At 65.4% G+C, this 11,971-nt stretch carries 10 protein-coding genes; 3 read left to right on the top strand and 7 right to left on the bottom strand.

Annotated features, from left to right (window positions below; genetic code table 11):
* Positions 1-41: 41 nt before the first annotated feature.
* The 5 genes from HU752_RS19200 to HU752_RS19180 all read right to left on the bottom strand — a co-directional run bounded on the left by HU752_RS19200 (position 42) and on the right by HU752_RS19180 (position 7,267).
* Positions 42-1,370, bottom strand: a complete 1,329-nt coding sequence (locus HU752_RS19200; RefSeq protein ID WP_186679332.1) for an amidohydrolase — start codon at positions 1,368-1,370, stop codon at positions 42-44.
* A gap of 15 nt (positions 1,371-1,385) precedes the next feature.
* Positions 1,386-2,570, bottom strand: a complete 1,185-nt coding sequence (locus tag HU752_RS19195; RefSeq protein ID WP_186679336.1) for an acyl-CoA dehydrogenase family protein — start codon at positions 2,568-2,570, stop codon at positions 1,386-1,388.
* A gap of 18 nt (positions 2,571-2,588) precedes the next feature.
* Complete coding sequence (locus HU752_RS19190) at positions 2,589-3,929, bottom strand: MFS transporter (protein WP_186679337.1); 1,341 nt, start codon at positions 3,927-3,929, stop codon at positions 2,589-2,591.
* A gap of 6 nt (positions 3,930-3,935) precedes the next feature.
* Positions 3,936-6,461: a TonB-dependent receptor plug domain-containing protein gene (locus HU752_RS19185; RefSeq protein WP_186679339.1), complete on the bottom strand. Its 2,526-nt coding sequence runs from the start codon at positions 6,459-6,461 to the stop codon at positions 3,936-3,938.
* Positions 6,462-6,565: 104 nt separating this feature from the next.
* Positions 6,566-7,267, bottom strand: a complete 702-nt coding sequence (locus HU752_RS19180; RefSeq protein ID WP_186679341.1) for an enoyl-CoA hydratase/isomerase family protein — start codon at positions 7,265-7,267, stop codon at positions 6,566-6,568.
* A 147-nt stretch (positions 7,268-7,414) separates the two neighbouring features.
* Between HU752_RS19180 and HU752_RS19175 the strand changes: the two genes are divergently transcribed.
* On the top strand, positions 7,415-8,437 hold the full coding sequence (locus tag HU752_RS19175) for an alcohol dehydrogenase catalytic domain-containing protein (protein ID WP_186679344.1): 1,023 nt from the start codon (positions 7,415-7,417) through the stop codon (positions 8,435-8,437).
* 2 nt (positions 8,438-8,439) lie between these two features.
* Entirely contained in the window at positions 8,440-9,927 is a 1,488-nt protein-coding gene (locus HU752_RS19170) for a class I adenylate-forming enzyme family protein (RefSeq protein ID WP_186679346.1), read from the top strand.
* Here HU752_RS19170 and HU752_RS19165 read toward each other — a convergent pair.
* Together HU752_RS19165 and HU752_RS19160 are read right to left on the bottom strand one after the other, a co-directional pair.
* Positions 9,924-10,703, bottom strand: a complete 780-nt coding sequence (locus tag HU752_RS19165; protein WP_186679348.1) for an IclR family transcriptional regulator — start codon at positions 10,701-10,703, stop codon at positions 9,924-9,926. The genes HU752_RS19170 and HU752_RS19165 overlap by 4 nt on opposite strands.
* Before the next feature lie 107 nt (positions 10,704-10,810).
* Entirely contained in the window at positions 10,811-11,176 is a 366-nt protein-coding gene (locus HU752_RS19160) for an avidin-fold protein (protein WP_186679351.1), read from the bottom strand.
* Positions 11,177-11,340: 164 nt separating this feature from the next.
* Here HU752_RS19160 and HU752_RS19155 point away from each other — a divergent pair, with 164 nt between their 5' ends.
* Complete coding sequence (locus HU752_RS19155; protein WP_186679354.1) at positions 11,341-11,889, top strand: hypothetical protein; 549 nt, start codon at positions 11,341-11,343, stop codon at positions 11,887-11,889.
* Positions 11,890-11,971: the final 82 nt, after the last annotated feature.

The following is an 11,971-nucleotide window of genomic DNA, read 5'->3' as shown; positions in this document are numbered from 1 at the left end:
AGGGTATTGAGGCATGCACTGGGCGCATGCGGGCAAGGCCTTCAGCCGTTTTCCCCCGCCACGCCCATGTAGTTCAGCGTCATCCTGCTCAGTGCCCGGATTCCAACGGCCAGGCTGGGATCGTCGACCTGGAAACCAGGAGAGTGGGTGGGCCACACCGCCTGGCCCTCCAGTGCCGCCGGGGTCACGCCCATGCGCATGAAAATGCCGGGAACCTGGCGGGCGTACTCGGCGAAGTCGTCGGCGCCGTAGGTGCCGTTGTCGACCTGCACCGGCGTGGTCGATACCTGCTCCAGCACCGGTAGCAGGCGGTCGACCAGGGCCGTGTCGTTGTAGCCGGCGCGATAACCGCCCGGCAGGTAGTCGACCTGGGCGGTGGCGCCCGAGGCCTCGGCGATGTTCTTCGCGGTGCGGCTCATGCGTTGCAGCACGTCCTCGCGTTGCGAGTCGCTGACGGTGCGGATCGAGCCTTCCAGGCGCACTTCGGCGGGAATGATGTTGTGTCGGTCGCCGGCCTCGATGCGCCCGACGGAAATCACTGGCGCCGGCAGCAGGCTGAGGTTCGACTGGCGGCTGGGAATGGTCTGCCAGGCGAGGATGACCTGGGCCGCGACCGGCACCGGGTCGATGCCGGTCCAGGGGAACGCGGCGTGGGTCTGGCGGCCGATGATGCGGGCGACGAAGGTGTCGGCCGCCGCGGTGGTGCGTTGTCGGCTGAGGGTGAATGTGCCGGCCTTGCCGGCGGTGACGTGCAGGCCGAAGATCACATCGGGGGCGGGGTTCTGTAGCGCGCCTTGCTGGACCATCAAGCGGGCGCCGCCTTCCTCGCCCAGGGGGGGACCTTCCTCGGCCGGTTGGAAAATAAGCTTGAGCGTGCCCGGCAGTTGCTCGCGATGGGCTGCCAGCACTTCGGCGACACCGAGGGCCATGGCCATGTGCGCGTCGTGGCCGCAGGCGTGCATGACGCCCACTTCCTGGTCGCGGTTGCGCAGGTCGTTGCCGGGGTTTCGGGTACGTACCGTCGAGGCGTAGGGCAGGCCGGTCTGTTCGGTGAGGGGCAGGGCGTCGAGTTCCGCGCGTATCGCCACCACCGGGCCGGGCAGGCCGCCGCGCAGGAGGCCGATTACGCCGGTGTGGGCGATGCCGGTCTGGACCTCCAGGCCCAGTTCACGCAGGCGCTGTGCGATGCGCCGGCTGGTGTCGACTTCGCGGTTACCCAGTTCCGGGTGCTGGTGAATGATATGGCGCAGCGTGATCACGCTGGGCAGGGCCTGGTCGATCTGCGCGTCCAGATCGCTCCACGGTTCTGCGGCCGACAGTGAGCCCGAGAGCAACAGCAGGCAGGCGCCAAGCGTCCTGATGCAGGGCATGGTCATCCTCCGGTTTCAGTAGGTAAAGGCAATGGGTGGTGCCTGGCCATTGAGCAGGTAGTCGCCGATGGCCTTGTACTTGTAGGCCAGCGCGTCGTGGGTGGTGTGGGTGCGCGCGTTGCGCCAGTGCCGGTCGAAGTTGTAGCGCGACTGGGTGGTGGCGGCGCCGCCGACTTCATAAAGGCGTTCGCACACGTGCAACGCGGCACGGGTCGAGGCGATCTTGGCTTCGGCCACCGCGATCGAGGAACGCGTGAGGATCGCTTCCAATGCGTCACCGTCGGCCAGGCCCTGCAACTGGCTGCGGGCGGCCAGGTCGACGGCGCCGGCGGCTTTCTCCACCAGGGCTTCGGCACCATGGATACGGGCCGCCAGGTCGCCGAGGGTGTGCAGGATGTAGGGATCGTGGCGGGCCTGGTCGACACCGCTTTCGCGCACCGGCCGCGAACCGGTGCGCGCCCAGGCCACGGCATCGTCCAGGGCGGCGAGGCCGATGCCGATATCGATGGCGCAGTGGATCAGTTGCGCGGTGGCCCCGACGTAGTTGCGCCGCTGGTACCACTGCGCCAACGGGATCACCTGTTCGGGGAGCACAGGCACCTCTTCGAGCAGGGTGCTGCCGCTGGCAGTGACGCGCTGGCCCATGCCGTCCCAGTCGTCTAGCAGGGTGATGCCTGGCGTGTCGGCCGGCAGCATCACGTAGACCGCACTGCCGGTCTCGTCCACGGCCTGGATTTTCAGCAGGTCGGCGAATAGGCAGCCGGTGCTGTAGAACTTGCTGCCGTTGAGCACTAGTTGTTCGCCACGACGCTCCAGGCGGGTGTGGATGTCGCCGCGAAAGGCGCCGCTGCGTTCGGCAATGGCCCCGGACGACAGCTGGCGCTCGCTGAAGGCCGTAAGGTAGCGCCGCTGCTGTTCGGGGCTGGCGATCAGGCGCAGGTGTTCGACGGTGGCGAAGTGTGGGAACAGCGCCTGGGCGACGCTGGGGTCGGCCTTGGCCAGGGTGATGAAGATCTGCGCCACCTGCAGCAGGCTGATGTCGCCGCCGCCCAGGTCTGCCGGGACGCGGGCGGCGCCCAGGCCCGAGGCGCGGATCAGGTCGAGTTGCGCGTAGGGCAGGACCCGGTTGGCGTCGCGGTCGGCCGCTCCGGGTTGGATCTGGGTGGCCAGTTGCTGGGCCAGGGCGAGGTAGTCGGTCATGGAAGGTCCATCGAAAGTTCAGGAAACGTTGCGCAAGGCGTACCGAGGTACGCCCAGCAGGAGAATCAGGGTGCCGCTGGCCACCAGGGCCGCGACGATGTACAGCGCCAGGCTGATGTGGCCGGTGGAGGTCTTGATCGCGCCGATCATGATCGGCGTCAGCAGGCTGCTGACCTGCCCGCAGCAGTTGACCAACGCCAGGCCGGCGGCCTTGGCGCGGTCGGACAGGTAGTAGGTGGGAATGGTCCAGAAGATCGCCGTGGCCACCAGGTAGCCGCTGGTCATCAGGGTCAGCACGGCGATTGCCGAGTAGGGGCTGAACAGGAAGTGAGGCAGCACCAGCATCGCCAGTGCCGCCGCCAGCCCGCCCAGCGCGAAGTGCCAACGCCGCTCCTGGTGCAGATCCGAATGGCGGCAGGCCCACAGCATCAGGCCCACCCCGACCACGTAGGGCAGCGCCGACAGCAGGCCCAGTTGGCCGAGGTTGCTGATCCCGGAATCACGGATGATCGAGGGCGCCCAGATGTTGGTGACGTTGCCGGTGCACATGATGGTCAGGCAGTAGGCCAGGGTGATGAACCAGACCTTGCGATCTTTCAGCGCCTCGACGAAGCGCTGATGCCCACTCGGCTTGCGCTGCTGCCGTTCATGGGCCAGTGCCTGCTCGATGGCGTGCTTTTCATCGGCGCTCAGCCACTTGGCCGAGGCCGGTTTGTCGTCCAGCCAATACCAGGCGAACAGGCCGGCGAGTACCGGCGGGATGCCGGTGACCACGAACAGCCATTGCCACCCGGTAAAGCCGACAAGCCCGGCGAAGTGCGCCATGATCGTTGTCGACAACGGCCCGCCGATGATGCCGCAGACGGCGATCGCCATGATGAAGCGCGAGGTGATCCGAGCCCGGTGGCTGGCCGGAAACCAGTAGGTCAGGTACAGGATCACGCCGGGAAAGAACCCGGCTTCCGCAGCCCCCAGCAGGATGCGCAGCACATAGAACTGTGCCGGGGTCTGGGCGAACGCCGTGGCGATGGTCACCAGCCCCCAGAGGATCATGATCCGGGTCATGGTCTTCTTCGCGCCGATCTTCTCCAGCAGCAGGTTGCTGGGGATCTCGAACAGCAGGTAACCGATGGAGAACACCCCGACGATGATGCCGAACGTGGCGTCGCTGATGTGCAGGTCGGTCTTGAACTGCAGGTGGGCGAAGCCGATATTGACCCGGTCCAGCCAGTTGAGGACGAAGCACAGGAACAGGAACGGCATGATGCGCCACGCCAGTTTGCGGTACAGGCGCGGGTCCAGGCCCGGTGTCGTGTGGGTGGCTTCGGGCTCGGCGGGCAGGCGGCTGTGCATGTTCATCGGCCGTTACCAGCTCACGTCGACTTTGGCGAAGTAGTAGGCGCCTTCCAGGCCGTAGGGCGAGTACCAACTGTAGGTCGGGTTGTCGGTCGGGAAGTAGTAGTAGCGCTTGGCTTCGTCGTTGAGTTGCTGTGGGCGGCGGCCAAAGATGTTTTCGCCACCGACGGTCAGCTTCACCGTGTCGCTGAGGTAGTAGCCCAGGCTCAGGTCGGTGACGAAGGCCGGGCGGATGACTTCGTCGCGGCTGGCGGAAATCTGGTTACGGCCCACGACCTGGGAGTAGCGGGTTTCCTTGAGGGTGACGTCGAAATCACCCAGTTGCCAGGCAGCGGTCAGCGAGGTGGTGTTCTTCGGATAGGCCGAGGTCAGGTTGCCCTGGCGATCACGACCGACGGCGCTGACCCCGGTGCCGGCCAGAGCGGCCGGTTCCTTGATTTTCTCGATGGTCTGCAGGCTCTGGTTGCTGAGCAGGGTCCATTTGGTCTTGCCGTAGCGGCCCAGGTCATAGCGGTAGTCGGCCACCAGGTCGATCCCGCGGGTACGGGTGTCGGCCAGGTTGCCAAAGTACGAGACGATCTGGTTCGGGTCCAGGCCATGGCTCGCCAGCACGTTGGACACGGCGGTGCCTTGCAGGTTGCTGGTCTGCAGGATGCGGTCCTTGATGTCGATCTGGTAGAGGTCGACGGTGATGTCCAGGTTTTCGGTGGGCGTGGCGACGAAACCGAGGCTGTAGTTCATCGACCGCTCCGGCTTGAGTGCTTTGGCGCCCAGGGCCTGGCCGGCCGCATCGTCGACGGTCACATAGCGGGTGGTGGCCTGTTCCAGCAGGCCGGTGATCGGGCTGGTCCGCCAGGCGGTGAGCGACGAGGAGTAATACTGCTGTTGCAGCGATGGGGCGCGGAAGCCGTTGCTGACCGTACCGCGCACGGCAAAGGCTGGGGTGAAGGCGTAGCGGGTCGAGAGCTTGCCGCTGCCGGTGTCGCCGAAGTCGCTGTAGTGCTCGAAGCGTCCGGCCAGGCTCATGTCCCATTTTTCGGTCAGGCTCTGGCTGAAGTCGATGTAGCCGGCGGTGTTGGTGCGCGAGTAGTTGTGCGCGTCGGCCGGGGTGAAACCGACCAGGCCCGGCGCGCCGGGGTTCGGGCGCTGGCCGGCGAGCGGGCTGCCGGCGGGAAATACGTAGCCGCCGTCGGCGTAGGAGGCGTATTCGCCAGCCTGTATCTCGAAACCGTCGCGACGGAATTCAAGACCGGTGGAGACGTTCAGCGGCTTGGCGAACAGGCCGGTGTCGAACGAGCGGGTCAGGTCGAGGTTGTTGGTCCACTGGCTGGCGATCAGGTTGCCGCCGTCCATGTCACGCGGGCTGTCCGGCCCCAGCGACGGGTTGAGCGAGCGCTCGTTGCGGGTGTTGGCGTTGTTGTAGCCGTAGCTGGTGCTCAGGTCCCAGTGCCAGCCGAGCAGATCGTCGTTGCGCACGCCGAACACGCTCTGGAAGTCGTCTTCTTCGACCACGAAGCGCGGCGAGAACCCGTCCGGGTAGACCGAGACGATGTTCTGCGGCGAGTTGGCGGTGCGGTAGGTGCCCCAACTGGTGGAGTTGCGGTGGCTGACGGTCGAGAACGAATACAGCGTATAGGCGTCGTTCAGCGGCAGTTCGGCGTTGTAGCCGAAGTTGTAGGTTTGCGAACGGGGCTGGCCCAACTGCTGGCGATAGCGGCTTTCGCTGGTTTCCCGTGGGTCGGGCTGGCCGTTCTGGCGGAAGTAGATGCTGGTGCGGTCCGGCACGGCGCCGGCAACGTTGGAGCTTTCCTGGATGCCGATGTCGGCGCTGAGGCTGAAGAAACCGTCGTTGGGCAGCTCGAAGCCCTGGTTGATCTGGCCCTGACCACGGGCACCGAAATTGCCCTTGCCGCCGACCCGGTCCGAGTACTGGCCGTACAGGGCGCTGGCGCTGCCTCCGGAATGGTTGTTCTTGAGGATGATGTTGATCACCCCGGCAATGGCGTCCGAGCCGTATTGCGCTGCCGCGCCGTCGCGCAGCACTTCGACATGATCCACGGCGCTGACCGGGATCAGGTCGAGGTCGGCCGGTGACTGGCCGCTGGCGGTGGCGGCGGTCTGCACGAAGATCAGCGAGGTGTTGTGTCGACGCTTGCCGTTGACCAGCACCAGCACATGGTTGCCGCCCAGGCCGCGCAGGGTCGCGGACTTGACCGACAGGCCGGTGCCACCCGTGAAACCGGCGGCGTTGGTGTAGGACGGTACGCTGGCGGCCAGTGCATCGCGCAGGTTCTGCTTGCCCGAGCGCGCCAGGTCGTCGGCGCTGATCACATCAATCGGCGCCAGGCTCTTGGCCACGGTGCGCCCGCTGTCCCGGGCTCCGGTGACCACCACCGTCTGCAGGGCGGTTTCAGTGGTTGCCGAGGGGTGTCCGGCGTTCTCTTCGGCCAGGGCTGCCTGCTGGGCGCAGAGCCCGAGGATCCCGGCGCTCAGCAGGCTGAGCCGGGGTTGGAAGCGGGTGTGGGGGCGAGACATGGTGAGGCTCCGATGACTAGGTGCCGCTATCCATTCCTGGTGGTGGGAGTTCCTGACAGTACTGGCGAGGCTGAGGTGTTGGCTTTTCTGGTTATGGGATGGGCTCAGCGCCCCTGCATGACGTCCTGGCGGGCCTGGTCGACCAGTGCCATCTGCCGCTGCAGGCGGGTCTTGCGTTCGGCCAGCAGCAGGGTCTTGGTCCAGCCGATCGCCTTGCCGGAGTGGGCCGCCAGTCGCGTCGCCAGCTCCAGGGCGCTGCTGTAGGCATCGTCCACCACCTGATTGACCAGGCCGATGGCCAGGGCCTCCTGGGCGTCGAACGGGCGGGCGCTGAGCATGATGTCCAGGGCCACCGCTTCGCCGACTAGGGTTGGCAGGGTGATCGCGCTGAAACCGGAAAGCATGCCGTGCTGCACTTCCGGAAACTGGAAGCGGGTGTCGTGGCGGGCGATGCGAAAATCGCAGTGGATCGCCAGGCTGATGCCCAGGCCCAGGGTGTGGCCGTGCAGGGCGGCGATCACCGGTTTGCTCAAGTCGTGGCCAACACCGGGCAGGGCGCGAGCCAGCGCCTGGCTGCTGACGGTCTCGCCGGTGGCCTGGATTTCCTTGAGGTCGGAGCCGGCGCAGAAGGCCCGCTCACCGGCACCACGCAGGACGATCGCACGGACTGCGGGGTCCTGTTCGGCGCGTAACCACGCCTCGGAGAGTGCCTGCTTGGCCTGGCTGTCCAGGGCGTTCAGACGCTCCGGGCGATCGAGCGTGAGCAGCAGAATGCCTTCGCCTGCGTACTGGTATTCGACTGTCATGGTGTGGATTTCATCGTGGGTGAAAGAAAGACGCTTTGCCCCTTGAGGTCGGCGTCAAAGTGGGGAAAACTTAATGGATGTGCACAATGCAAACAACATGTTTGTTATATGAACATATTCTTATTGGGTCACAAACGGTTATAAAAAATGAAAGCGATAGTTCTAAAGGCCTTTGGTGGGCCGGAGCAGCTGCAGCTCGAGGAGGTGCCGACCCCACGGATCGGCGCCGGTGAAGTGTTGGTCAAGGTGCAGGCCGCGGGCGTCTGCCATCACGATCTGTTGCACCGTGCCGGGCAGTTGCCGGGGGCCCATGCCGGGGTCGTGCTCGGCCATGAAGTGGCCGGGGAAGTGGTCGAGGTCGGCGCCGGGGTGCTGCAACTGGCGGTAGGGGCGCGGGTGGTGGTCTATCAGCGACGTTTCTGTGGCCAGTGCCGGGACTGCCTGCGCGGTCGCCAGGATCTGTGTCGGGCCCTCGGGCTGCCGTCGGTGGATACCGAGGGTGCCTATGCGCAATACCTGCGGGTGCCGGCGATTTCCGCTATCGAATTGCCCGACGGGCTCGACTACACCCAGGCGGCCCTGGCCTCCTGCCCGATCGCCACCAGCGTGCGGGCGCTGTACGGCGAGGCGGCACTCAAGCCGGGGGAAACGGTGCTGATCAACGGTGCCAGCGGCGGCCTGGGGGCTCATCAGATCCAACTGGCCCGCGCCCTGGGCGCACGGGTGATCGCGGTGACCGGCAGTGCCGACAAGGTCGATTCGCTCAAGGCCCTGGGAGCCGATGAAGTGGTGGTCAGCAGTGCGGGCTACAGCGCCCAGGTCTGGAAACTCACCGCCAAGCGTGGTGTGGACGTGGCCATGGAGAACCTCGGGCATACCCTCGAAGAGACCCTGCGCAGCATGACCCAGGGCGGGCGTGTGGTGGTGCTGGGCAACGTCGAGCCCGGTAGCGTTGCGGTGGCACCGGGGCTGTTGATCGGGCGGCGCCTGCAGGTACAGGGCTCGGGCAGCGCGACGCTCGAAGAGGTGCGCGTGGCCCTGGCGCTGATTCGCGGTGGTCAGGTCAAGCCGCTGATCGACCGGGTGCTGCCGTTCCAGCAGGCGGCCGAGGCCCATGCGTTGCTCGAATCGCGCCAGGTCAGCGGCCGTATTGTCCTGAGTGGGTGGTAGGCATGGATATCAGTACACTGCTGGGCCAGGCCGCCTGCAAATGGCCCGATCGGCCGGCACTGACGCAACTGGGTGATGCCCGCACCCTGACGTTCGCTGAACTGGACCGCGCCCTCAGCGCGTTCGGCCAGGCCTTGGATCGTCTGCAGGTAGTGCCGGGCTCGCGGGTGGCCTTGCTGGCCGACGCGAGTATCGACTACCTGATCGCCGACTACGGCAGCATGGCCTGCGGGCGGGTGCGGGTGCCGCTGGACCCGGCGTTGTCCGTGGAAGAGTTGTTGGCTCAGTTGCGTGATGCGGGTGCCGCCTTGCTACTGTATTCCGGCGCTTATACACCTTTGATCGAAGGTTTTCGGCAGGCCGGTATCCTGTGCCTGCCGCTGGAGGCCGTGGTCGAACCGGGCGCTGTCGACACCGGCCCACGCCCGCCGCAGTCGCCCCGGGCCCTGGCCTCGTTGAACTACACCGGCGGCACCACCGGCACGCCCAAGGCGGTGATGCACCGTCATGCCAGCCTGTGTGCGGTGCAGCAGAACATCGTCATGGGCCGGGGCGCGGCGGTGGGCGATGTGCTGCTCAACGTCCGGCCCCTGTGGCCGATTGCGGCGGTGGCGGTGCTGGCACATGTGCTCAGCGGTGGTCAGGTGATGCTCGCTGGACGCTTCGACGCCACGACCTTCATGGCTCAGCTCGACGAACACCGGGTGGCCTTCAGTTCCCTGGTGCCGACTCAACTGCTGCGCCTGTTGCGCGAAACCGGTTCGGCGCCGGCCCAACTGCCGTACTTCAAGAGCCTCGACGTCGGGGCTGCGGCCTTGACGGGAGAGGTGCTGGAGGGCTCCTGCAGCCTGTTCGGCGAGCGCATCGGCGTGCTCTACGGGATGACCGAGGCGCCCTGGAGCTGCTACCTCGCGCCCGTCGGCATGACGGCGGCACGGCGTTCCGACGGCGGTGCCGATGGCCTGGTGGGGCGCCCATTGTTCAGCGCTGCGGTGCGCATCGACCAGCCCGATGAACAGGGCGTGGGCGAGATTCTGCTGGGCGGCCCACAGCTGATGAGTGGCTACTGGCAACTCGAGGAACTCAGCGCCCGGGCGCTGGACAACGGCTGGCTGCGCAGTGGCGACCTCGGGCGCCTGGATGGCGATGGGCAATTGCGGGTGCTGGGGCGCTGCAAGGACATCATCCGCAGCGGCGGCAAGTCGGTGCAGCCAGGAGAAGTGGAGCAGAGCCTGCTGAGCCATCCCGGCGTACAGGACGTGCATGTCTTCGGCCTGGCGGATATCGAGTGGGGCGAGCAGGTGTGCGCGGTCGTGGTGCTGGATGGTTCATGTGAAGTGTCGGCGCAACAACTGGTGGAGCATTGTCGCGCCCAACTGTCGCGCTACAAGGTGCCGCGGCGGATCTACTTCATCGACCAACTGCCGCGTTCGCACTACGGCAAGGTCCAGAAAAACCGCCTGCTCGCCGCTTTGGGGCCCGATCTCTAGAGATCGTCCAGTTGCGCCGCGATGCCCTCGCAGGCGCGGCGCACGTGGCTGGCCAGGGACGAGGCGGGATGGGTTTCCCCTTCCATGTCCAGGCCGGCCACCACCAACGCGCCAATGGCCTGGCCGCTGCCGACGCGGATCGGGAAGGCCACCGAGGATAGGCCGGGCTTGAACTCGCCATGACCGAAGGCGAAGTCCTGCTGCTCGCGGATCGTCTCCAGGGCTGGCAGCGCCTTGGCGTAGCGCTCTTCGCCGAGAATGCCCTGCGCGGTGGCGGCCTCGTAGGTCGCCAGCACCGCACGGCCGCTGGGGCTGCCGTCGATGGGGAATTGATCGGCCAGGTCGACGATCACATTGAGGGGCGTGGTCGGCGTCCACATGCGCTCGATCAGCACCACCTGGTCGCCGACCGGTACCGACAGCGAGACAATGGCCTGGCGCTCGCCGATCACCCGTTGCAGTTCGATGGCATAGGGCAGGGCGATCTTGCGCAGGTTCAGGCGATTGAGGTACGCGGCGGAGTAGATCAGGCATTCAGGGCCAATGCGGTAGGTGCCGCCCTGGGATTCGATCAGGCTCCAGTGGGTCAGGGTCTTGAGCAGGCGGTGGATGGTGGTGCGGTCGATGCCAGTGAGCCGCGCCAGGTCCAGCGCGCTGGCGCCATGCTTGAGCCCCGACAGTGTGCGCAACAGCACGATCGAGCGGTCGATGACCTGAACGCGTCCCCCTGTGCTTTCCTTGCTGGTGGGTAGGGGAGGAGTCGAAGAAATATCCATTGTGGCAGCGGCTTCCGGAAGCGTGTGGATCGGCAAGCGCGGGTCACGGGCTTGGCCGGTGGTCAAGGTTAGCCGTGATCCGGGGCCGGGTGAAGCGCTGATTGCGATCAGGCAACCTGTTCGACGTAGTTCGACTCGCCGCCACCGCTGGCGCCCGACAGCCAGCCCCAGACGAAGCTCAGTGTGGTGCGCCCTGTGTGATCGACGCCGACCGTGCCACGCGACCAGCCAGAGCGCAGTTCACCGTCAGTGGTCAGGCAGTGGTAAAGCAGCTCGAGGGTGTCGGGGCCTGTGATGCGTCCGACTTGATGGCCGCTGTGGATCTTGCCGCCCCGGTAGGTCCCGGAGATAGCCGCGCCGTCGACGAGGTAGTGAAAGATCGTGTTGGCATCGGACAGCCCATGGGTGTTGCTGGCGACGGCAAAGCGGCGGTTATGCAGGCGTTCGGTGATGGTGGCGAAGGGAGATTCCATGAGTCCTGAGTCCTTGCTGAGAGTGGTCCACTCCGGCGACGGCATCCTAATTCATTTTTTCGTAGGAAATGAGGGCGTGTTTTCTTCAGGGTCATGTACTGTTACGCGACTTGTTCGGAAAGAAACACTTAGCCGGTTGGGGATATGACGAAAAGAGCTCACGGATGGCTATAAAGGCACTGCTGTACGGTTGGGCGACCTGCCTGATTGTTTCATGGCTGACCAGCCTTGGCATTTTCTACAGTGACATTGCACTTGGCAGCGACCTGCACCGTTGGCTCCCCGTCATCGCGAGGGCAGAGGGCTATTTTGTTGCGCATGACCAATTGGATTTTCTGAAGAAAACCGCCTGGATCTACGAAAAGGACCTCGCATTGCAGGCGTTCATGCTGGTCTGGCTTGCTTTGTTCTCTTGGTTCTCACTCAAGGTGAGACTTCATGAGTTCTTCAAGCTGGGCCACTATCGGCACAATTACCTTGCACTGTTGCTGTTGTTGGTCTGTATCTTCATGGTCGCGACCGTCGTTCTGGGGCCGGACATCGAACCGTCCACCCGAGGGCGCTGGAGTAACAGACTCTATGAGTTCAGCGTCATTTTTGGTGCCTTCCATAGCACGCTGGTGTTGTTCCCGCTGATGCCAATGGTTGCCATGGGCTTTGCCGTGTTACTCGATTCCTCTCACGAACGCCTGGCGGCCTGGCGACGTTTGTGAAGGGCGATGGCAGGCCTCTGGCACGCTGTTTTCCGCGGTGAGTCGGCTCTTACGGACAAGATGCGTTTTCAGTAACGGGTCC

Source organism: Pseudomonas vanderleydeniana, assembly GCF_014268755.2.
GTDB classification, from domain to species: domain Bacteria; phylum Pseudomonadota; class Gammaproteobacteria; order Pseudomonadales; family Pseudomonadaceae; genus Aquipseudomonas; species Aquipseudomonas vanderleydeniana.
Note: the sequence above shows the minus strand (reverse complement) of the source record. Positions and strands in the feature narration are given on the sequence as shown.

Bases quoted from the DNA above. Each gene is read 5' to 3' on its own strand.
- HU752_RS19200 (WP_186679332.1), bottom strand. From the start codon at position 1,370: ATGCCCTGCATCAGGACGCTTGGCGCCTGCCTGCTGTTGCTCTCGGGC.
- HU752_RS19195 (WP_186679336.1), bottom strand. From the start codon at position 2,570: ATGACCGACTACCTCGCCCTGGCCCAGCAACTGGCCACCCAGATCCAA.
- HU752_RS19175 (WP_186679344.1), top strand. From the start codon at position 7,415: ATGAAAGCGATAGTTCTAAAGGCCTTTGGTGGGCCGGAGCAGCTGCAG.
- HU752_RS19170 (WP_186679346.1), top strand. From the start codon at position 8,440: ATGGATATCAGTACACTGCTGGGCCAGGCCGCCTGCAAATGGCCCGAT.
- HU752_RS19155 (WP_186679354.1), top strand. From the start codon at position 11,341: ATGGCTATAAAGGCACTGCTGTACGGTTGGGCGACCTGCCTGATTGTT.
- HU752_RS19165 (WP_186679348.1), bottom strand. From the start codon at position 10,703: ATGGATATTTCTTCGACTCCTCCCCTACCCACCAGCAAGGAAAGCACA.
- HU752_RS19185 (WP_186679339.1), bottom strand. From the start codon at position 6,461: ATGTCTCGCCCCCACACCCGCTTCCAACCCCGGCTCAGCCTGCTGAGC.
- HU752_RS19190 (WP_186679337.1), bottom strand. From the start codon at position 3,929: ATGAACATGCACAGCCGCCTGCCCGCCGAGCCCGAAGCCACCCACACG.
- HU752_RS19180 (WP_186679341.1), bottom strand. From the start codon at position 7,267: ATGACAGTCGAATACCAGTACGCAGGCGAAGGCATTCTGCTGCTCACG.
- HU752_RS19160 (WP_186679351.1), bottom strand. From the start codon at position 11,176: ATGGAATCTCCCTTCGCCACCATCACCGAACGCCTGCATAACCGCCGC.